We start from the raw sequence: 21,842 nt of genomic DNA, 5'->3' as shown, positions 1-21,842 counted from the left end.
GTTTACATCGAACCGATCTGATGAATTCAATCAAACTCCATCGCCGAAGCGTTTTAAAGAAGATGGTTGCCGCTGCCTGTTTGCCGATCGGAAGCGGGGCTTTTGTAACCGCAGCGACCGCTGACGATTCGTTACAGACACTGTATATCCCTGATGAAGTGGATCGGGCCGTCCGGAAAGCTGTCGAGTATCTGGCCGGGACTCAGCGAGACAGTGGTGCATTAGCGGATCGCAATCACCATGTCACGATGACATCGCTTGCAATCATGGCGATGGCATCGATCGGGACTCAACCGGGGGATCAGAGCGAATTGGGACGAGTCATGAAGCGAGCGATCGACTTTGTGCTAGATCCTAGGCACCAAGATGACAATGGCTACTTTGGCAAAAGTGACGGGTCCCGGATGTATGGTCACGGCATCATCACATTGATGTTGACCGAAGTGCTTGGAATGGGAGCCACGGTCGAACAAAACGAGCGAATTCACAAAGCGTTGGTGCCTGCGATCCAGTTGATTTTGGCCGCACAGAAAGTACGTAAGCCAGAATTGCATCAAGGCGGATGGCGATACGAACCACGGAGCACCGACTCCGACTTGAGCGCGTCGGTGTGGCAATTGATGGCACTTCGCTCGGCAAAAAATGATGGTATGGATGTGCCCGGCGAGGCGATCGATCAAGCGGTCAAGTACTTGAAAGCATCGTACACGTCGCCGCGAAAACCGCGGGGCAGCAACGTTGAGGTCAGCGGATTCAGCTACACACCGGGAACGCATCAGGCCACCTTTACGATGACGGCTGCCGGATTGCTGGCGATGCAGGTTTGCGGATTGTACGATTCACCGATGGTCGCCGGGGCGGCCGATTGGTTGCTCGAAGATCCCCCTCAGATTCACGAACGCTACTTCTATTACGGCATCTACTATTACTCGCAAGGCATGCACCAATTTGGTGGCAAACATGCAGAAACCGCTACCAAATTGGTGTCCGATTTGCTGTTGGGGGCTCAGCATCAAACCGGAGCCTGGCAGCCGCAACGCGAGGAACACAATTACGGCAGCGTCTACGCCACCTCGCTGGCGGTGCTCAGCCTGAGTGTGCGGTATCACTATTTGCCGATTTACCAGCGGTAACGTTCTGGCTGGCTGCGTTCGTATCCTCACCGCCAAGCCCTCCACGCCGCAGAAATCTGTATTGCATTCAAAGCCGCGTTTTGAGAACCTGTCCCCCGGGCGTGCAACGCAGCGTCCGACTAGCCCGACTTTCTAGAGGATGGAGACTCTGACTGTGTATCGAAACGTTTTCTTGGCTGCTGTGACATTTTTGGCCGTTGCTTCTGGTATCAATGCCACGGTGTTGCATGCCGACGATCCCACCCAGGACGGAAAGAGTGTGTTACAGCGATATACGCTGCGTTATTCGTTAAAAGCAGGCGAAAAACTTCATTACGAAGTCACTCACGCGGCCAAAACCAAAACACGGATTCGTGGCGCCGAAGAAATTTCGACCGTTCACACCGTCAGCCAACGGCATTGGGACGTGTTGGAAGCCAATGCGGACGGCGAGACGACCATTGATCACGTCGTCGACTCGGTGGAAATGACACAGCAGCAAGGCGATCAAGAAGAGGTTCGCTGGGACAGCATCTCGGACGAGGAATCACCAGCGATCTTCGGACGAGTGGCTGAACAAATCGGCAAGAAATTGTCGACGCTGACCTTCGATTCTCGCGGTGTCGAAATCAAACGCGAAAATCACGGTGGCACCAATGCATCGTTGGGGATGGGCACATTGACCCTGCAATTGCCGGAGGAAGCACTGGCGATCGGCGATTCGTGGTCGGTTCCCCACGAAGTCAAAGCGAGACTGGACAACGGCGAGGTCAAGGTCATCAAGATTCGCGAGCGATACACACTTGATAAAGTCCAAACCGGCGTTGCGACCCTTTCGCTACGCAGCGAGCCATTGACTCCGATCAACGAAGAATCGGTGCGAGCACAGGTCGTCCAGCAGCTCAGTAATGGGACGATTCGCTTTGATATCGACAATGGTCGCATGCTCAGCAAGCAGCTTGATTGGGACGAGACGGTGGTCGGTTTCCAAGGGGCAAACAGTTTGATGGAATACCGCTCGAGGATGACCGAGAAACTGGTCGATGGCGTCGAGCGAACCGCTCAAAAACCGTAGTCTCGACTAAAAACGCGGCACACAGGCACGATCTCTGCTGGCACCTTTCTTCTCAATGGGTGCCAGCCACCGCTGCAGCAGAACCGAGTTTGCTGCAGGTTGTTAGCCGTTTTGACCGACGCCGTGAAGCATTTTCTTGTAGCTACCTTCAACAGAAGGTGGCGTTTCTGGGATTGCAAGGCAGTCATCCACGCTCTGGCGAGCGTAGCTACAACACGCCAATGACGTCGTTCGTCGCCTCTGAATTCTACACAGCATTGGTCCATCGAACGTCGATTGAGCGTAGCGGAAGTCGTCAAGACTTTCGTTCGATCGCCCCACTCCCCGCCAAGGCTCTTGGCGTGTTTTGCGACGAAGTGCTTCACAGCGTTACGCCTGGACGCTAGCCCAATCCTTGTGGCGGGTCTGCTAAACTAAACGCAAGACCAGTGGCATGGATTTCCGCAGTAGCGGTTCTCCACGCTCCCTTCTCCCCCATTCTTTCAAGGCGTGATCGTATGTCAGATAACAAGGGTGTCGTTTATATGGGTTCAGGCAAAGTCGACGTTCAATCGATCGATGACCCGAAACTCGAATTGAATTATCGAGGCAAATCTCGGCAGTGCCATCACGGTGTGATCCTGAAAGTGATCTCCACCAATATTTGCGGTTCCGATCAACACATGGTTCGCGGACGCACGACCGCTCCGGCGGGCATGGTGCTCGGCCACGAAATCACCGGTGAAGTCGTAGAAGTCGGTCGTGATGTCGAGTTCATCAAAAAAGGCGACATCTGTAGCGTCCCATTCAACATCGCTTGCGGGCGTTGTCGTTGCTGCAAAGAGGGCGACACAGGCGTGTGTGAAAACGTCAACCCCGATCGTCCCGGCGCTGCCTACGGTTACGTCGACATGGGCGGATGGATCGGCGGGCAAGCCCGCTACGTCATGGTCCCCTACGCCGATTGGAATTTGTTGGCGTTTCCCGATCGCGACCAAGCGTTGGCCAAGATCCGCGATCTGACAATGTTATCGGATATCTTTCCGACCGGATATCACGGTGCCTATACCGCAGGCGTCACCACGGGAAGTACTGTCTATGTCGCTGGAGCGGGGCCCGTTGGGCTGGCGTGTGCGCATGCGGCGCAATTGTTAGGAGCCGCAGTCGTGATTGTTGGCGATATGATCGAAGAACGACTCGCCCAAGCACGATCCTTTGGCTGTGAAACCGTCGACTTAAAAAACGATGCGTCACTTCCTGACATGATCGAGCAAAAACTAGGCGTTCCCGAGGTTGACTGTGCCGTCGATTGCGTGGGCTTCGAAGCACGCGGTCACGGAGGTGACTCGGGTGTCGAAAAACCAGCCACGGTCCTGAACCAAGTGATGCAGGTGACACGCGTTGCTGGCGGCGTCGGCATCCCCGGCCTGTACGTGACCGAAGATCCTGGTGGAGTCGACGAAGCGGCAAAAACCGGCAACCTGTCGCTGCGGATCGGATTGGGCTGGGCCAAGTCGTTGCACTTTACCACCGGCCAATGCCCCGTGATGAAGTACAATCGTGGGCTGATGATGGCGATCTTGCACGAACGTTGCCAGATTGCCAAAGCGGTCAACGCAACCGTGATCCCGCTTGAGGAGGCCGCGCAAGGCTACGACGATTTCGATAAGGGGGCGGCGAAGAAATTCATTCTCGATCCTCACGGCGTGTTGCAGGCCGCATCCTAACGAGGATGCAACATTCGTCATGCGATAGGTCGCGAAACTTAAGCTGTTGACGCCCGACTTGGGCGTCAAGCGTCTTACTTCAATCGCACTCGGCAAACCTTGTCGTCGGCGGTGATGTAAAGCGTCTTCTCATCGTCGCTGAGCGTGCAGTTGCTGACGCGGCCCTCGGTAATGATCCGGCCAATCAATTTTCCATCGGGCTGGATCACGTAGATCGCGCCGGGACCGCTGCCGTAAATCGTACCGTCTTTGGCAACGTCTAATCCATCGGGAAGTCCGGGGAATTCTGCCATAAAACTCTTCGCGTCTAACAACAGTTTGCCTTCCCCCAGACTTTTGTCCTCGTTGATTGGGAATGCCATCCACACTGGTGCCGCAGGATCACTTTGGGCCACATAAAGCGTTTTTTCGTCGGGGGACAGTCCAATACCATTGGGACGAGCAAGCTGTTTCGTCAACAGATTTAACTTGCCATCAGCATCAAGACGATAGATGCCACAAAAATCGAGTTCGCGACGCGGATCCGATGCTCGCTCGGGAAGTCCATAGGGTGGGTCAGTGAAATACAAAACACCGCCCTCCCCAAAAACCAAATCATTCGGGCTGTTCAATCGTCGACCTTCGAAACGATCCGCCAGCGTCAGTTTGCCACCACCACGTGTTAATAAAGACACGCGGCGATCACCGTGCTCGCAAGCGACCAAGCGGCCTTCGGAATCGACCGCCAATCCATTGCTGCCCGGCTCGAGTCCGTAATAGCTGATTCCGGTATAGCCGCTTGGATGCATGTACAATTCGACACCCCGCGATGCGGTCCAGCGGAAAATGGAATTGCGAGGAATGTCCGAGAACAACAAATACCCTTCCGCTGCATCGCTGACCCAAACGGGCCCCTCACACCACGTGAACCCGCTCGCCAAAACTTCGATTTTCGTATCCTCGCCAATCCGGGCATCCAAAGCGGGATCGAGACGCTCGATTCGTCCAAGCGTGGTGGGGGTTTGAGCGTGAGTGGTTGTCGCACACAAAATGAGGTGGGCAAACAGGAAAGTCAGAACAACGAAAGAGAAATTTCGCATAATGGGGCGTAGATCTGGCGGTGGTGGCTAGCGGGTGGGATGAATGCGGCTACATGAAGTAGGGCGGCAAGCGTGACGGGCTGCCGAATAGATCCGGAAACCGGATGCAATTGTACTCAAAAAGTCTCCATGATGCCCTAAAACCCGGTATTTCTAGACAGGATTCCCTTTCCCAAGGCGACACCGATCGTGTCGCGACGTTTATCGTGGACCTCGCGGCCAATGCCGACTTTACCGATCAGGCTGCCGCTGTGATTCGCCTGACACGCGACATCGACGTTCCGCGTCCAAGCGTCCGAGCCCAATTCGGTTGTCGACTTCGGTAGCGGCACAGCGCTAGTCTTGACTGCTAAAAGTTGTTACAGCGTGAAAAAACGTTCGGTTTCGACCGGGCGGCTTGGGCCGCACCGCGACAAAACCACCCGTTTAACGTCAACGTAGATCGCATTGGACGTTCTCTCACTGATCCGCTCGTCTCCCGTGCTCGCGCGAGTTCGGTTAGAAACATAGTCAACCAGTCACACACCTTGATGAAACTTATCCGCGTGTTTCGCTACGATGAAATTCCGTTTCGCTGCCGTACACCCGAGCCATGACCTTGACGATCTTGCCCATCCTAACGCTCGCCATCACGCTACTGAGTGTGCTGATTGGTCTTGGGTTCATTCGCTCGCTCCACATCGTCAAGTCGCTCACACCGACCGAGCCTGTCGATTCGGAAAAGCCTCTCATTGATGTGATTGTGCCTGCTCGTAATGAACAAGCCGATGTTGGAACCGCAGTCCGCAGTATTTTAGCGCAGCAACGCGTTGATGTCCGTATCACTGTGATTAACGATCACTCGACGGATCAAACGGGATCGATTGTTGATACGATTGCCGCGAACGATTCGCGAGTCCACGTGATTCATGATCCACCTTTGCTGGATGGTTGGTTCGGCAAAGCCAACGCGATGCAGCATGCATTTCAAACAACCAACCGGCCCTACGTCGTTTTTGCCGATGCCGATGTGGTTCATTCGCCTTGCTGTTTTATCACCGCGATTGACCACATGCGGCAAGAACAATGCGACTTTCTCAGCTTGTTTCCCAAGGTACAGTTGGTCTCGTTTTGGGAAAACGCCATCGTTCCTCACTTGATGGTGTTCGGTCTGGTGACGTTTCTGAACCGAGCACTAGACGATCCCAAGTCGGGACATGCCGTTGCTGCCGGAGCGTTTATGTTGACCCGACGAAACGTGCTGGACGAAATCGGCGGATTGGCATGTGTACGAAACGAAGCACTCGATGACGTGATGTTGGCACGTAACATCAAGGCCAATGGATTTGTCACGAAAATCGCGTTAGCCCCGCAACTTCTGTCTGTCCGACTTTTCAAAAGCAACCGAGACGCGTTCTGGGGATTCAGCAAAAACATCCTCGGCGCGGTATCACACATCGCATTTGCATTTCCAGCGATTGTGGTGCCGCTGTTTGTCTATTGGTTGCCGATCAGTGTGTTGCTGGTCGGGATCGTTCGACAGGATGGGTGGTGGATCATCTGCGGGATTAGCGCTTACGTCTCGCAGGCAGCGATACTGGTGTTAGCAAGCCGCCTCGCTGAAATGCATCCGCTGAAATCGCTCGCTTTTCCGTTTTCTGCGATCCCTATCGGATGTTGTTTTGCGCGAGCGATCTATCATCATTTCATCAGTGACGGCGTGGTGTGGCGTGGCCGTGTGATCCGTCGCAGTGGCGATTAGCGTATCCAGAACGGTTTATCACTTAGGAAAACCGGGCAGATCAAACTTCTTTTCGGTGTTACTTGTGTGCTCGCCGTAATGACGCTGCATTTGTTTTAGCAGTGCACGCAGTGTCGGCCAACGGCTGCCGGGAGCCTTTGTGTCGAGCTCGACTCCATCGAGTAGATAGGCAAACCGACGGCAAAAATCGCTGACGCGTTGCATTTGACGAGCCTCTTCGGCTCCGTCCCAATCAGGATGAGCAAAGCGATAATCGGGAGGCATTTGTTTTGGATTCAAGTCGAGTGTCGGAATTGCGGGATCGATCGCATGGTAGATCTGCGAAAAGAACAACAGCTGACGCCCCATCATGTGCTCGGCATTCCAACGTGGAGTATGCGTCCCGTTTTCCGGACGAAAGTTCAGCTGTTCCACCGACAGCGACGCAAACACTTTTTGCGATTCGCGGCAAGCATGCTCCATCTGCTGGAACTCGGCTTCTAATTCGTCCGGCATCGACCAAGCCACATCGCTGAGGACGACGATCTGTGGCTGCGAAGTTTTGTTTTCCGAATGTGAAACCGCGAAGGTGTTGTGGGTCTGGCGAATAATGTCTTTGTTCGCTTCTGTGTTCGATTTAATCGCGTCTTGAAGAATCCGCACGGTTTCGTCCGTGGTTTCCTGTCCCACTGGAATCACAAAACGGGGACGCCATTGACGCACCCATTTGGCAACGCGTTGCTGCGTCAGCGATGATTCAGCAGCGGTTGCTACGATCAGGACGTCGACGCGATCTGCCGCATCGATGGACGCGTCTGCCGCGTCGCCATCCACGACCCTGATGACGACGCCGTCCACCGTGATCGTGATCACGCCCTGCCCCGTTGACTCGGCGCGAAGCTGGTTCGGATCATTGATTTTGGCTTCCGATACTGGCAACCACGATGACGATTCGGCGTTGGCTTGACGAAACAAAACGTGATCATAAGTCCCTGATAATGAGACAGTTTGGTCGGCCACGGTCTTTTCGCCTGCATTCACCGCATCGTCCGCAGTCTCAATTGCCAGCCGCAATCCCCAGTGTGTCTCCAGCGAAACCACGCCGCCGGGCCACCGGCGAACCGCGATCGGATCCCCCTGGTTTGCTTGAACTGAAGTGCAGGACAACAGAAGTAGAGCGATACAAATCAGGTGACGTGGCATCGAGGTTCTCTTGTGGAGTTTTTTCATGGGGTAGACATCCATCATAGCGGTTCATGATCTCGATCCGCCACAGTACAGCATCACGCAACAAGGGGCGGACCACTCGGCCGGATGAACATCCACATAAAGTTGGAGCACCCGAGTTGTCGTGACGAAGGGACGCCCGATTTCACTGAACTTTCATGGACGGTGACGCAGAAACTCAAAACGGGCGATTGTCATTCGTGCCCGCTCCGACACCAAATGTCACATTCTTTTCTCAGACGGTACTCACTGACCGATCAAAAATCCGGGATTTACACATGATCAAACTGCCAACGTTTTCTCTGCTCTCGATCGCACTTTTGGCCACGCCTGCGCTGGCGGAGGCCCCCCAAGACAAGAAACTTAATCAGGAGCTGGCCGAAATCGCAGCCACCACCGTTACTCGGTTTCCGCCCGAAATGGTCACAAAATTCCGTAATGGCGTCGCCGAGGTGAAGGCCAGCGGGATTGAAAAGTCGGCGAAACAGGTCGGGGATGCCGCTGTCGATGGCCAGTTGACCGGATGGGACGGAAAATCGGTCCAGTTGAGCCAATTGTGGAGCGAAGGCCCCGTCGTATTGATGTGGTATCGCGGCGGCTGGTGTCCCTACTGCAACGCCCAACTACGTGCGATGCAAAAACAGCTCTCCGCAATCGAAAACGCCGGGGCCCGCTTGGTCGTGCTGACACCGGAACTGCCTGAAAAAGCAAAAGAGACGGCTGCGGCGAACAATCTGAACATGGTCGCGCTCCATGACAAAGACAACCAACTTGCTCGCCAATACGGGATCGTCTTTTCGCTCCCCGAATCGATCGCTCCGATCTTCAAAGATAAACTCTCGAGTTTCAACGGTACCAAGGCGACCGAGTTGCCATTGTCGGCGACCTACGTCATCGATACGGATGGCAAAATTACTTATGCCTATCTTAACGCAGACTACACAAAACGGGCCGAACCCGCCGACGTGATCGCTGCCGTGGAAAGCCTATAGTCTTCCATGAAACATTCGCTGCCGACTTGGTTGTAGAATGAGCCGAGCCAAAGCACGCGTCGAGAACAAAATCCCTGGGGACGAGAAAATCCCTGTGGACGAGACAGCGTGCTGTTGCCGTTCCAGCCTAGCTCGCGCACACTCGCTCGCAGAATCACCATGACAGATCCAGGAAACGCTTTACGCACACGTCGTGCTTTTCTTCAGAACGGGACGTTGGTGTTGGCCGCCGCCTCCGTTTCCTCATTGCCGCTTCATGCAGCGGCCGCCGCTGAGGATCTTTGTGTCGGCTTGGTCACGGACCTGCATTATGCCGACAAACCCACGTCAGGCAGTCGCCATTATCGCGAAACCTTGGGCAAGCTCGAAGAGGCAGCGTTGCAATTCGAGCGTGACCAACCCGCGTTTGTGGTCGAGCTTGGTGACTTTATCGACGCCGCCGATGCCGTGGAAACGGAGCAGAAGTACCTGCGAACGATCAATCAAAAGTTCTCGGCGATTTGTGATTCACGACACTATGTGTTGGGGAATCACTGCGTTGACACGCTAAAGAAAGAAGAATTTTTGGGAGGCGTTGGACAAGAAAAGTCCTACTACTCTTTCGACCAAGGCGACTATCACTTTGTCGTCCTCGATTCTTGTTTTCGTAGCGATGGCGTCGCATACGAACGTAAGAACTTTAAATGGACCGATGCTAATATTCCTGCAGCCGAATTGGATTGGCTCGCCGACGACTTGGCCACCACTCAAAAACATGTTGTGGTATTCGCTCATCAACGCGTTGATGTCAACAATCACTATGGGGTGCGAAACAACGCCGAGGTTCGCAACGTGCTCGAATCGAGCGGTAAGGTCAAAGCGGTGTTCCAAGGCCATAGCCATAAAAATGACCTGAACGACATCAATGGAATCCATTACTGCACGTTGGTCGCGATGGTCGAGGGTTCCGGTGCTGAGAACAATGGCTACTCGGCGCTGCGATTGGCGGCGGATGGAACCATCCGGTTAACCGGTTTCCGCAACCAGAGGGACCGGGATTTCAGCTGAGCAAAGCGAACGGCAATCCGCCGATCGTGCACACTCTTGACTGTCACGTTTTGTCGTTACAAGACGGAGACGAATTCGACGCGCAAGAATCCACGGACGGCGAGCCGAATCAACCGTTCGATGGACACTTCGCTAAGCACGACGTGCGATGCGAGCAGCAATCGGCCATTTTCCAATCGAATGGGGTCTGCTAGTACCATTCCGGGCTGCAATTGTGACAACGATAGATGTCTCGGGCCCTTCGGCGGTTCCGGCAATGAAGGTCCCGCAGACTCGTCTTCCAGCGGTGTTGTCGGCGGAGTTTTCTTGCTCGCCACTGCCACTTGCAATGCCGTTTGTTGCATCGCCAACTGCATCGAAACTACTTTTGACAGTTTGATGTGCGTCTTCGTGTACGATTCGATCGTCTTGCTGCTAAAAAATAGAAACCCGAGAGGCTTGTTTTTTGCGATCACAGGGCATGTCAGCGACGCCTGCATGCCTTCTCGAATCATCAACCGCGTTGATCGAGAATTAGGGCGTCGTTCTAAATAGTCATTCAAATTGTTCAAAATTCGAGGTTGCTGCATTTTCAGCACCACTGACAATGATGAATCGGCAATCGCAGCAGAATAACCAAGTCGCAGATGAGTGGGGTCGTTCGAGCGGAGCCATCGCGACGTGGCATATTCCGCCAACTCGTCGATCTCGGCATATCCAATCCGATCGTACGGGATCAGTCCCTGAAAGGATTCAAAGACGAAATTGAGCGATTCATCCAGCGTCGCACCGTTAACGATTCTGCTGGAAAGTCCGAATACACAATCAAGTGTCGATGTTTCGACAACGCCAATTCCCATTTGTAGCATCCTCGTTTTGTTAGCAGCTCGGGAGTAAGCCGCAGCATATTCCGCATGACATGGTGCCCTTAAAAGTTACGTCGCAATTAAGCCCCCCCCGAGGGAATCGTTAATATTTCTGTCAGCGGTTCCGCTACCTCGACATCACGGCCGGTTTTGTGTCAGTCCCCGTGCCACGCCGTTCACGTCGGAGCGATGGATCGGGTACGATGGCATCCAACGCCACGCATCACGCGTCGACAACGACGGATGACGTTCTAAAAAGAAAGAGCTGGAGCCAACCTGGCTTTGAATTTATGCCGAAGCAGTTTTACGCTTACCCAAAGGAAACTTGAGATGAACAAAGAAGCGTCCAGTGACCATCCCATCCACGCATTGATTCGCCAACGATGGAGCCCGTACGGGTTTGACGAGCGTTCGGTTTCCAAGCAGGACATCGAGTGTTTGATGGAGGCGGCACGTTGGGCTGCCTCGTCGTACAACGAACAACCGTGGAGCTATATCGTGGCAACGCGTGACGATGGCGAGCAGTTCGATCGAGTTCTGTCATGTTTGGTCGACGCCAACCAGGCTTGGGCGAAGACGGCACCCGTGTTGATATTGTGCTGCACCCGTTTGAAATTCTCGCGGAATGATAAACCCAACGCGGCGGCAACCCACGACTTGGGACTCGCTGCAGGCAACATTTGTTTAGAAGCAACCGCCCGCGGATTGTCAGTTCACCAGATGATTGGAATCCATCCCGACAAAGCACGAGAGGTTTTCGAAATTCCCACGGATGTCCAACCGTTGACTGCCATGGCGATCGGGTACGCCGCCGATCCTGATTCGCTTCCCGACGATCTGAAACAACGCGATCTTGCGCCCCGCCAACGCAAACCGCTGTCCGAGTTTGTTTTTTCGGGCAAGTGGGGCACCCCCGCTAACTAAGAAGCATGGCAACCCATTGAGCGAAGGTCGTCGAAAATCTTGATCATTTCCGCTGCGAAATGCATCGCAGCGTTTCGGTTTTATTGCACGCCGTTCGCTAACCGAGCCTCGCTTGTCATTGAGGGCAAGCGACGGCTTAGTGAGTTCGACTGCGAGAGCGATCAGCAATGTGTTCCCAGACCACTCCTTCGCCGGTGCCATCCCCGCGAAAGTGCAGGATTGGATTGACTTGTTTACGGTTCAAACACTTGATCGTATCACTCAGCCGGCGTTTGGAATCCTGTTCCGCATGAGGTGGCAGCGGGTCATCGATCCGTGCGGGCCAATCTTCTTCTTGAAACGCACTTAAAACCGCTTCCTGATTATGTGCCGTCCATCGAAATTCCTTGACCGCCACTCCATTAAATCGCAACATCCGCCGCTCCGAATCCCACTGCGGAAGCAGAATCATTTTTGCCGCGATTTCGTTCTTCGGCGAAACATCCTGCGTGGCATTCCCCGCACCGTTTTCGGCACCGTTTTGTCCGGTTTCGCTGGGGTGAGTCCTTTCGTTGCTCGCGATTGCGCAGTAACTCCGCGCAAATTCGACGCCGGATGTGGTCAACACAAAACAGGTGCGGTCGGGAAACGTTAAATCACCCGTGGGGCGAAACGCTCGACCGTCATCTCGCTCCAGCGTGACCTCACATTGATGTTCAACGTATTGGCTTCGCACCAGCCAGCGAAAATCGTTGAAAGTCAGTCCATACGATGTCAAACGATCGAGTTCAACGGCGAATTCCCAGTAATCGCCACTGGTCTGCTCCGCATACTCCACCGCTTCGAGTAATGAAACCAAACCTGGCCGAAATCGCTCCGGCAATAACACGTTACGAGAGCGGTGATTGTTATGCACTTTGCCAACCCCAACGTTATTCCCTGGTTTTTTCCCAATTTGGAAGACCACGGAATTGCCGATCAGCAAACCGAAGCCCCCCGATTAGTCAAGTCTATCGCCCCTCCGGTGCAACAGCAACAGTCTCTCGTCACAGATTTCGAGATTCGTTATCGATGGCAATTAGAACTAACGAAAACCGAAGATCGAGCGGTTGCGGCAGAGTCTATATCGCGGGAAAAACGCATCGGCTGTGACAACCGTTCCGCATCTGAGCGTTTCGTTCACGAAATCGAAGACGGCGATGCGCATTAAATGCGCAACTCCGGTGGAACACTTGGGTCACTCATCATTTGTCCACTTTTTTCCCTGGCTTGGCGAAGCACAAACGAATCACCGAATCCACTTCGAAGCGATAGCTACAACATCGCCACGACAACAGCGGCTCCCGCCAGATACCCGACGACCGCCCATAAAGAGACGTGTTTCAGATACCACATGAAATCGATCTCTTCGATTCCCATCGCAGCAACCCCCGCAGCCGATCCGATGATCAAACAACTGCCGCCGGTGCCGGCACAATAGGCCAACAACATCCAAAAGGGATCGTTCATCGGCAGATCGTACATTTCAATTCCGGCCGCGACGAGCGGCACGTTGTCAAAAATCGACGACACCAACCCGATCACAATCGCAACGACATCGCGGTTTGGTAGCACGTGATCAAGCCAATTCGCAGTGGACTGCAGAATGCCGGTCGCGCCGAGCGACCCCACGGCTAGCAAAATGCCAAGGAAAAACAAAATGCTTGACATGTCCACTCGCTTCAAAGCCGCCAGCACTCCGGTGGTTGAACGGGTCTCTTCACTGAGCGTGTGCCCTACCAACTCCGAGACAACCCACAGCACCGACAAGCTCAACATCATCCCCATGTAAGGAGGTAGATGGGTCAAGGTTTTGAACATCGGCACTCCCAACAGTGCGGTCAAACCTAAGACCAAAAACAGCCATTGATGCCACGGTTGGATGTCGCTTTGACGATGCGAGTGACGTTCAACCACCGCAATTTTTCCTGGCATCGAATATGAGAAACCGATCAGCGGCACAATCAAGCAGACCAGACTCCCCACGAACAATTCTTTCATCACCTCGATCGTTCCCACTTTGTGCTGGATCCATAACATCGTAGTCGTCACATCACCAATCACCGTCCAGGCACCGCCCGCGTTGGCAGCGGTCACGACCATCCCCACAAATCGCCAACGGTCTTTACGATCGTTGATCAATTTTCGCAGCAATGAAACCATCACAATCGTGGTCGTCAAGTTGTCGAGCGCAGCGGACAAAAAGAACGTCAACACCCCGACGGTCCACAACAACGTGCGTTTGTCCGTCGTGCGTATACGATCGGTAATGATCGCAAATGCCTCATGCGAATCGACCAGTTCGACGATCGTCATCGCACCCATCAAAAAGAATAAAATACTGGCGATTTCCCCGGTTTGATGCAGGTGTTGTGCATCGATTGCAAAGTGCAACGGGATGTTCGTTATTCCTTCGGATTCCGCTTCCATCGTAAACCAAGTCGGGATCACCTCGGGGCGGATCAATGAACTGAGATTGGTGACATATAGCGACCAACACAACACACCGATCAATAAAGCACTGGCGGCTTTGTTGATTCTGATTTTGTGTTCAAACGCGATCGAAAGGTAACCTAAGACAAAGATCAATACGATCAGGATGTGCATCGAAGGGGACGACGGGGTTGATGGAGGGATGAGGGTAACAGCGAGGCAGAGCAGCTGAAGGGTCGATGGCCAGACATCCATCGACTCGGCCCTGGCAAATTTCCGAGCGTGGCATTCGCTGTGCCAATTTCCGACGCGAGTTTGTATTCGCGAAATCAGCCCCCTCAATCATGCATTACTGTAAAACTGGACTCTCATAGGAAAACGAGACTCTCATAGGGCGAAAATGCAGCGCTGCGACTGCGGCGCAGCACCTGCAGCCAATTGCAGCTGGCTGCAAAAATTTGCTGTACCGATCAACCTGGATTCGCAGCGACTGCGTCGTCCGGATCGTCCCTGCGTGCCTGTGGTTGAATTCAGCCGCTGCATTAGGCTGGCTTTTTTTGCCCACATGCATGATTGCGTTGCCGCGCGGGGTTGCTAAAGTGAGACTCCCTGCCGCAGACCCGATGTCTGAGTCTGCCAATGCATCACAAAGCGTCTCTCTTGGCTGAGACGCGATTCCTCGCATTTCATTGGATTCCGCTTATGTACGCCGCTTCGTCTCGCTGGACTCTCGTCTTGGCCGCCTTACTCACGCTCTCGCTCGGGACAAACGCGGTCGCCGAAGACGCCGCTTGGACATCGTTGTTCGACGGAAAGACGCTCGACGGCTGGCAAAAGGTGGGCAACGAGAAAAGTGTATGGGAGGTCAAAGACGGCGCGATTCAAGGTTCCGGTCCCGCTTCGATGTTGGTCACCACCGAAGGCCCGTATAAGAATTTTCGCTACCGCGCGGAAGTAAAAATTAACGATGGCGGAAATTCGGGTTTGTATTTCCGTACCACCGAGAAACCGGGTTTTTCGGACGGCTACGAAGCTCAAATCGATAGCACGCACACCGACCCGATCCGCACCGGGTCGCTCTACGGAATGTGCCACGTTTACAAGCAACATGTCAAACCAGACACCTGGTTCACCTACGAAATCGAAGTTCGTGACGATGTTTGGCGTGGTCGTGATATGACGCGAATCAAAATCACCGTCGATGGCAACGAGCTGTACGAATTCCTCGATTTCCAAAAAACATTCAAGGAAGGCTACTTTGCCTTTCAACAACACGACCCCGGCAGCAAAGTCAGCATCCGCAAAGTCGAAGTGCAACCGCTACCATAACCACGAATCGGACAGCAAATGGACACGCGGCGGATCACCCGCCGCGTCCGCTTGTCACGATGCAATTCAGCAAGCGAGCATTCAGGGGTGTGCCGCGATTCGATGCAGCATTTCGTAGCAACACTCGCCAAGAGTTTCGGCGGGCAAACGCCAATCGAACGAAACCGTTGACGGCTTCCGCTACACTGACAAACGAAATACTTCCTCACCGTTGAAAGACCCGATGTACGCTTTGCGATTCTTGTTGCTCGTTTTGTTGGTGCCGCTAGCGCAATGCGCCGGGGGTGACGAACCGATCCAGTTGCGAATCCTCAGCTACAACATTCACCACGGCGAAGGGATCGATGGAAAGTTGGACCTACAGCGGATTGCCAACGTCATCCTGTCGGTGAATCCGGACTTGGTGGCGTTGCAAGAAGTGGATCAGAACGCCCTCCGTTCGGAATCGGTAGACCAGCCGTCCGAGCTGGCTCGGCTGACGAAAATGCATGCCGCATTTGGTGCCAACATTCCGTTACAAGGTGGCCACTACGGAAACGTGGTGCTGTCTCGCTTTCCGATCCGAAAGCATGCCAATCACTTGCTCCCAAATATCGCCAACGGCGAACAACGCGGCTACATCGAAGCGACGATTGAGATCCCCGGGGCTGCCGACCCCGTGGTTTTGATGGCAACGCATTTGGATCATCGCCGCGACGAACGCGAGCGTCTCGAATCGGCCAACGCCATCAATGCCAAGGCGAAGAAGCAATCCCAGCAGATTGCGCTGTTGGCGGGTGACATGAATGCGGTCCCAAGCAGCGACACGATGCAGCGGCTCGGCGCCGTATGGACCTCAGTCTCTGACACTCCGATGCCAACGATCCCGGTAACAACGCCTGCTCGGCAGATCGACTTTATTCTCTATCGTCCCCAACAGCGGTGGAAAGTCGTCGAGGTCAACGTACTCGATGAAGCGGTCGCGTCGGATCACCGGGCGATCTTCGCCGTGCTCGAGCTACAACCGGCTGAATGACCATCGCGGCCAGACCGGCAAACACTACCACGGTGCGGATGCACGCGATAGCAGAGTGACGTGGGACCTCGCTCGATCAGATTCGAACGTTGCCCCGCTGCAACCGGGCGCCATGACTGTAGTGGTACGTCGTCGCCGATCCTATGTTCGCTGCTTGGACGCTAGCCCCGGACTGCAGAAACCTTGGCGTTGCCGTCACCAATGTTTTAAGCGGCTCAGGCTTGTGTCGTGCAACCTTTCGCTCATGCGTTCGTCGGGGGATGGGCAAACACTACCTCGACGCAATGTTTGAACGGGGAGTGGGCGTGGCTACTTTCTGCATTCTGCACTGCTTGAGACACAATCGTATGCGACGGCGCAGCTCAGCTCGCGTATCCCATTGCTCGCTCCACGTCTCCCATTGCTCGCTCTACGAAGGGGCACTTCGCGAAAGTCTATATCGGCACCCCCTAAAGACAATGCAGCCGAACCGCTCTGCAGAGGTTCGCAAACCGGAAACTCGGCGGCAAACCCGCAATTTGTCATTTACGGGTATGATCGTTGTCGTTAAGCTTCCTTAACGGAGCGAACACAAATCTTAATGTGTCCCCTTTTTCCCACCTTCATATCCTTCCTCCCTTTCCTTTTTAGGAGAACTGCGTTGCACGCTAGACTTCAGCGGCGAAACGCCGCTTTTACATTGGTAGAACTGCTTGTTGTGATTGCCATCATCGGCGTCTTGGTGGGGCTACTGCTACCCGCCGTTCAGGCGGCTCGCGAAGCAGCTCGTCGTATGAGCTGCAGTAATAACTTCAAGCAGATCGGCCTCGGGATTCACAACTACCACTCTGCTTATAATCAGTTACCAGTCCTCGGCACTGGTACCTATGTGGTGGGGGGGCGCGACCTGTGGGATCAACCCTCCCCAACAACCCCCGCTGCGACGGGTTGCTCGAACCACCGTTTGTCGATGTTGGTCGGCATTGTGCCTTTCATTGAACAACAAGCTTTGTGGGAACAAATTAGTAACCCGCTGGCAATCAATTCCAACGGAACACCAAAATCGCCGCCTTGGCAAGCGATGGGGCCTCGTCCCGATGAGCGTAATTATCTTCCTTACGTGACCGAATTGGCGACGCTCCGCTGTCCGAGTGACCCTGGATCGGGATTGCCTTCGTTGGGACGTACCAACTATGTGGCATGTACCGGCGATTCATCGTATCGATCGCGTGACCCGTACTTGAATATCAACGAGCAATCTGAAGACGCGAGTGTAACCCTACCTTACACACCTAGCTCAGGTACGGCGCAGCATTCCAATGCAGCGCACCGCGGCATGTTTGTTCTCACAAAGAACATGAAGTTTCGCGACACGTTGGACGGATTGGCCAACACGATCATGTGTGGCGAAATTGCAACCGATCTGGGCGACAAAGATGCGCGTACCTCGTTGCCAACCAGCGGCGGAGTCGGTGTGACGGGGGAGCGACGAGATTGCCATTTGAATCCATCGTTTATGAAGGCGTCGCTTGATCCCGAACGCCCTCAATTTTGGATCGCGAGCATTGGCGTCAATTCCAACTGGGGTCGCGGATACCACTGGTATGACGCGATGCCGGTCTATGGACAGATGCATACGATTCTGCCGCCGAACTCAGCCGTCTGTACCGACGCTGGTCCCGGAGCTGGTCACGGAGACTTAGTCGCTACTGCTTCTAGCCGGCACCAGGGTGGTGCGCACGTGTTGATGGGTGACGGAGCGGTCAAGTTCATCACCGATTCGATCGAAGCAGGAAATTCGACGAACCCGGTTGTCTATCTCGGCGGTAGTGCCGCGACGAACAACCAGACCGGAGCCCAGAGTCCGTTTGGTCTGTGGGGCTCGCTTGGCACGCGTGCTGCGAAGGAAGTGATCGACGGCGAATTCTAATACCCGCCCACCGTGTAAACCTACACACAATTCGCACTCTCAGTGCGAATCTTCAAAAAAAACAACCTCGAACCTGTTGCAGGTTCGAGGTTGTTTTGTTGTGTTGATTAGGAATTGCCTGCAACTACTTTTCAACGCCCTCATAACCGTTCAATGCTTTTTCGTTCTCAGCAGCTTGAGCGTCGTAAGCATCAATTGCCGCTTGATCCGCATCTTCCAAGATGTTAGTGGAATCGGACGAAGAGCATCCAGGAACAGCGAGGGCAGCAATAATAAACGCGAGCGAAAAAAGACGACTCATGGTTCACCTGTAGGCGGGGTTAAAATGGAGAGGAGCCATACGCAATGGCTTTGCTCTGATTTTAATCAACGATCATTCTTTTGACGAGCTGAGGTCGCGTTGTTTTTGGTGCACTGCCCCCTTTTTCAATATGCAACGTAAACTTCAAACGATCGATAATTCATTGTCACCGCATGATTGGCAAAGATTCAGTCACAACGTCATTCGCCCGAGGCAGCCAATTGTTGCAACCAATTCCTGGCGATTAACTCATGCCCCTGCGGTAGCGGATGGACTCCGTCCCAAATCCAGTGTTCGGGTTTGGCAACCTTCGCCGCATCATCAAAGATCTGCTGTGTGCGTAGATGGATTGCGTCATAATCATCTGCTAACACGTTGACGATGTTACAGAGTTTATCGATCTCGGATCGCCACTTCGCATACTCACCATCACTGAATCGACTGGACGGAAGCACGAAGGGATCAAGGAGCACGATTTTCAATTTTGGATTGGCGGTGCGGCTAGCGTCCAGGATCGAACGATAATCACGTTCCCATTTCTCCACCGGAACGTGCTCCTGTTTTGCTCGAATCGTTCGCCCCACATCATTGACTCCGATCAAAATGCTCAATATGTCGGGCTGGATCTCAATGGCATCTTGCTGCCACCGCGCTCGCAAATCGGCCACCGTATTCCCACTATGTCCGCGGTTAAAAAATTCCAGCTCTGCCTCCGGCAAATCGACGCCCAATCTCGCTGCGATCAGGAAGACATAACTGTGCCCCAAATAGTGATTGCGGTCCTGCTGGTTACGCCCCCATTTCATGTCGGTGATCGAATCGCCCTGAAACAACAAGCGACTGCCCTTTTTCAACATTGGCAAGGAATGTGGATCAATGGCGGACGACTGGTTTTCGGAGGATTCCTCGGCGCAAGCCGCTACAAGGTTTGACATTGCACCGGCACCAAGGGCGGCCGCGGTGATCAACGTTCGGCGGGTTAACATGCGTTCTTTCTCCGAGTCGGGAATGTCAGAATTTTCGTGAGGCTCCGAAGGCCCCCCTTGTTCGCAGCCGAGGGCGTTTCGATCGATGGTTTTGATCACGCATTGCAACTGAGCACCAATCGCGAAGGCGAATTGGGAACATCGATCAGGCGGTTGTTGCCAAAACCTGCCGCTGCAAACATTTGCTCATATTCGGCAAATGTGTAAGCGTCGCCTTGGTCGGTACTCATTAGCATCGTCAGGGCAAAGGTCGCTGAGACCGCCGGAGTAACGCGGTCCTCGTTCGGAATAAAATCGAGGGTGACGGCGAATCCACCGGGTTTCAATGCCGCACGTACCTTCTTCAACAGCGTGATACAGGTGTCCGTCCCAAAGTGATGCAAAAAGTTGGTCAGCAAGATGAAATCGTAATTCTCGCCAAACTCGACCGCCATCGCGTCACCTGGCAACAATGTGTATCGATCGTGGACGCCAGCAAGCTTTGCATTTTCGTTGGCGACTTCCAGAACTCGTTCAAAGTCTTGAGCAACGATTTCGGCGTCTGGCATCCGTTCGGCAATCGTGATTCCAAACAGCCCGTGCCCCGCTGCGATATCGAGGACTCGCAGGGGACCGGCGTCATGTTTTTCGGCCACGAGATCCGCGATAAAGTGAGCTGCGGGTTTCATCATCGGAGCCATCGACTTCGCGAACTCGACCCAGAGCTCGAAGCCGACATTGGTGCTGCCACCATTCGCCAGTAATGTGCCCCCCTTGCGAACGGCGCCCGCCACATCGCGGTAGGTATCCATGATCGCGTCAGCCGCCACAAAACCAGCGACGCTTCCCATGTAACTCGCTGACTTCTGATCCAAAAACACGGCTGCGGTGGGAGTCAACGAGTACCCGTCGACCGATTTCTCGAGAAAACCGATCACGGCCAAGTAGTCACACAGAATCCGCATCCCTCGTTCGCTAGTGCCAGTGGCGGTCGCGATCGCTGTCGCAGGCAGCGGCCCAGCACCAAGCACCGTAAACACCTTTAATTCAATCGCCGCCTTTAACGCACCGGTTCGCTGAAATGCATTCAAGGTCTCGAAAATAATAACGGGATTAGGTTCGTTCATAAGGACGTCTCGCTTGCCGTGATCAACGTGTCACCGAGGTCACCTATTGTGGTGAAGCACGACAACGTGTCGCGTTTCCGTGCTCGGTTTGATTTTATGAAATGAACGATGCGAAGTGATCAGCCATCCAGTTGGCTGACTTCGACCTCGACTTCCATCACCGATTTTCCTTGCCCGTGATAGGAGCCGGAAACGGGGGGAATCCATTCGGGGTGGCGTGCGACGGCGACAGCAATGTGATCGCCTGCGACACGCAGGCCCGCGGTCGAGTCGAAACCTCGCCAACCGGTGCCGGTCAAATAGACTTCGCACCACGCATGCGTCGCTCCGTCGCCGGGAGCCAGGTTCGGGTCGTGGCGATACCCGCTGACGAATCTTGCAGCCAAACCGAGATGACGGCACGCCTCCATAAACAAGGTGGCAAAATCACGGCACGACCCGGTTCCTTTTGTCAAGGTCTCCGAAGGTCGCTGGACGCCGATCTCCTCGCGTCGACCGTATTGAAGTTGAGCCGGAATGGCCTCATTCATCTGGTTCAGCAGATCCAGCGTTGGCAGTGTTTGACCGGGCTTCCAAAATCGCTCGATCCAATCCTTAAGCGATTCCGCACCACGCGTGAAAACGGGCAACATGTAGGGCAGCAAATCTTCGCGCTCGCCGACGTCATATTGAAACGGAAACTGCTGGACACGCGGATCTAAACGAACGTCGGCGGGCGTGTCTTCGTAGTGGTCGATGACAACTTCGCTGTCGAATTCAAGAAAATCCGCCTCTTGTTGGAACGTGACGACCGCAACCGAGTTTCCATGGGCGTCGCGGTGCCAATGAATCGCGTGGTCGGGCTGGATCGCCAATTGCGACGAGACAATACGAATATCGTGGCCTTCCCGAGGCCGCAACATCACCTTGTGTGCGTGCAACTTGACAGGCTGGGGATATCGGTATCGCGTTTTGTGTATTATTTTGAGTCGGCGCATGTGTAAAGCTTATCGGACACAGGGCTCTAGAAACTACCCCT

Annotated in this window: 20 protein-coding genes; 11 read left to right on the top strand and 9 right to left on the bottom strand. The window is 54.1% G+C overall.

The window, feature by feature from the left end; all coding sequences use genetic code 11:
* Positions 1 to 20 precede the first annotated feature (20 nt).
* The 3 genes from ABD971_RS14280 to fdhA all read left to right on the top strand — a co-directional run bounded on the left by ABD971_RS14280 (position 21) and on the right by fdhA (position 3,893).
* Positions 21 to 1,133, top strand: a complete 1,113-nt coding sequence (locus ABD971_RS14280) for a prenyltransferase/squalene oxidase repeat-containing protein (protein WP_345323081.1) — start codon at positions 21 to 23, stop codon at positions 1,131 to 1,133.
* A gap of 154 nt (positions 1,134 to 1,287) precedes the next feature.
* Positions 1,288 to 2,187 carry a hypothetical protein gene (locus tag ABD971_RS14275; protein ID WP_345323079.1) on the top strand — a complete coding sequence of 300 codons (900 nt, stop codon included), beginning with the start codon at positions 1,288 to 1,290 and terminating at the stop codon, positions 2,185 to 2,187.
* Positions 2,188 to 2,684: 497 nt separating this feature from the next.
* Positions 2,685 to 3,893, top strand: a complete 1,209-nt coding sequence (gene fdhA / locus ABD971_RS14270; protein ID WP_345323077.1) for a formaldehyde dehydrogenase, glutathione-independent — start codon at positions 2,685 to 2,687, stop codon at positions 3,891 to 3,893.
* 74 nt (positions 3,894 to 3,967) lie between these two features.
* Here the strand turns inward: fdhA and ABD971_RS14265 are convergent, their stop codons facing one another.
* On the bottom strand, positions 3,968 to 4,972 hold the full coding sequence (locus ABD971_RS14265) for an SMP-30/gluconolactonase/LRE family protein (protein WP_339941859.1): 1,005 nt from the start codon (positions 4,970 to 4,972) through the stop codon (positions 3,968 to 3,970).
* 104 nt (positions 4,973 to 5,076) lie between these two features.
* Between ABD971_RS14265 and ABD971_RS14260 the strand changes: the two genes are divergently transcribed.
* The gene (locus ABD971_RS14260; RefSeq protein ID WP_345323075.1) at positions 5,077 to 5,298 is read left to right on the top strand and encodes a hypothetical protein; all 222 of its coding nucleotides are present in this window, start codon (positions 5,077 to 5,079) and stop codon (positions 5,296 to 5,298) included.
* Between the two features lie 272 nt (positions 5,299 to 5,570).
* Positions 5,571 to 6,713, top strand: coding sequence for a glycosyltransferase family 2 protein (locus ABD971_RS14255; RefSeq protein ID WP_345323073.1), 1,143 nt, complete (start codon positions 5,571 to 5,573; stop codon positions 6,711 to 6,713).
* An 18-nt stretch (positions 6,714 to 6,731) separates the two neighbouring features.
* Here the strand turns inward: ABD971_RS14255 and ABD971_RS14250 are convergent, their stop codons facing one another.
* On the bottom strand, positions 6,732 to 7,895 hold the full coding sequence (locus ABD971_RS14250) for a DinB family protein (protein WP_345323071.1): 1,164 nt from the start codon (positions 7,893 to 7,895) through the stop codon (positions 6,732 to 6,734).
* Positions 7,896 to 8,197: 302 nt separating this feature from the next.
* Between ABD971_RS14250 and ABD971_RS14245 the strand changes: the two genes are divergently transcribed.
* Together ABD971_RS14245 and ABD971_RS14240 are read left to right on the top strand one after the other, a co-directional pair.
* Positions 8,198 to 8,911, top strand: a complete 714-nt coding sequence (locus tag ABD971_RS14245; RefSeq protein WP_339941862.1) for a peroxiredoxin-like family protein — start codon at positions 8,198 to 8,200, stop codon at positions 8,909 to 8,911.
* Positions 8,912 to 9,070: 159 nt separating this feature from the next.
* On the top strand, positions 9,071 to 9,958 hold the full coding sequence (locus ABD971_RS14240; RefSeq protein WP_345323068.1) for a metallophosphoesterase family protein: 888 nt from the start codon (positions 9,071 to 9,073) through the stop codon (positions 9,956 to 9,958).
* Between the two features lie 56 nt (positions 9,959 to 10,014).
* Here ABD971_RS14240 and ABD971_RS14235 read toward each other — a convergent pair whose 3' ends face one another.
* Positions 10,015 to 10,797: a GAF domain-containing protein gene (locus ABD971_RS14235; RefSeq protein WP_345323066.1), complete on the bottom strand. Its 783-nt coding sequence runs from the start codon at positions 10,795 to 10,797 to the stop codon at positions 10,015 to 10,017.
* Between the two features lie 336 nt (positions 10,798 to 11,133).
* On the opposite strand from ABD971_RS14235, the gene ABD971_RS14230 reads away from it, so the two are divergent.
* Positions 11,134 to 11,727, top strand: a complete 594-nt coding sequence (locus ABD971_RS14230; protein WP_345323064.1) for a nitroreductase family protein — start codon at positions 11,134 to 11,136, stop codon at positions 11,725 to 11,727.
* Positions 11,728 to 11,863: 136 nt separating this feature from the next.
* Here ABD971_RS14230 and ABD971_RS14225 read toward each other — a convergent pair whose 3' ends face one another.
* Both ABD971_RS14225 and nhaD read right to left on the bottom strand, forming a co-directional pair.
* Complete coding sequence (locus ABD971_RS14225; protein WP_345323062.1) at positions 11,864 to 12,565, bottom strand: hypothetical protein; 702 nt, start codon at positions 12,563 to 12,565, stop codon at positions 11,864 to 11,866.
* Between the two features lie 455 nt (positions 12,566 to 13,020).
* Positions 13,021 to 14,352, bottom strand: a complete 1,332-nt coding sequence (nhaD, locus tag ABD971_RS14220) for a sodium:proton antiporter NhaD (protein WP_345323060.1) — start codon at positions 14,350 to 14,352, stop codon at positions 13,021 to 13,023.
* 528 nt (positions 14,353 to 14,880) lie between these two features.
* On the opposite strand from nhaD, the gene ABD971_RS14215 reads away from it, so the two are divergent.
* The 3 genes from ABD971_RS14215 (at position 14,881) to ABD971_RS14205 (ending at position 18,431) form a co-directional block, all read left to right on the top strand.
* A complete protein-coding gene (locus ABD971_RS14215; protein ID WP_345323058.1) occupies positions 14,881 to 15,507 on the top strand; it encodes a 3-keto-disaccharide hydrolase in 627 nt (208 codons plus the stop codon).
* Between the two features lie 223 nt (positions 15,508 to 15,730).
* The gene (locus tag ABD971_RS14210; RefSeq protein ID WP_345323056.1) at positions 15,731 to 16,522 is read left to right on the top strand and encodes an endonuclease/exonuclease/phosphatase family protein; all 792 of its coding nucleotides are present in this window, start codon (positions 15,731 to 15,733) and stop codon (positions 16,520 to 16,522) included.
* 640 nt (positions 16,523 to 17,162) lie between these two features.
* Complete coding sequence (locus ABD971_RS14205) at positions 17,163 to 18,431, top strand: DUF1559 family PulG-like putative transporter (RefSeq protein ID WP_339941870.1); 1,269 nt, start codon at positions 17,163 to 17,165, stop codon at positions 18,429 to 18,431.
* A 124-nt stretch (positions 18,432 to 18,555) separates the two neighbouring features.
* Here the strand turns inward: ABD971_RS14205 and ABD971_RS14200 are convergent, their stop codons facing one another.
* The 4 genes from ABD971_RS14200 to ABD971_RS14185 form a co-directional block, all read right to left on the bottom strand.
* Entirely contained in the window at positions 18,556 to 18,732 is a 177-nt protein-coding gene (locus ABD971_RS14200; RefSeq protein ID WP_339941871.1) for a hypothetical protein, read from the bottom strand.
* Positions 18,733 to 18,932: 200 nt separating this feature from the next.
* The gene (locus ABD971_RS14195) at positions 18,933 to 19,718 is read right to left on the bottom strand and encodes an SGNH/GDSL hydrolase family protein (RefSeq protein WP_345323053.1); all 786 of its coding nucleotides are present in this window, start codon (positions 19,716 to 19,718) and stop codon (positions 18,933 to 18,935) included.
* 95 nt (positions 19,719 to 19,813) lie between these two features.
* Positions 19,814 to 20,824, bottom strand: coding sequence for a class I SAM-dependent methyltransferase (locus ABD971_RS14190; RefSeq protein WP_345323051.1), 1,011 nt, complete (start codon positions 20,822 to 20,824; stop codon positions 19,814 to 19,816).
* Positions 20,825 to 20,943: 119 nt separating this feature from the next.
* Entirely contained in the window at positions 20,944 to 21,801 is an 858-nt protein-coding gene (locus ABD971_RS14185; RefSeq protein ID WP_345323049.1) for a transglutaminase family protein, read from the bottom strand.
* Positions 21,802 to 21,842 lie beyond the last annotated feature (41 nt).

Origin of the sequence: Novipirellula rosea (assembly GCF_039541335.1) — a bacterium.
GTDB lineage: Bacteria > Planctomycetota > Planctomycetia > Pirellulales > Pirellulaceae > Novipirellula > Novipirellula rosea.
This window is presented reverse-complemented; position numbering and strand designations above follow the sequence as displayed.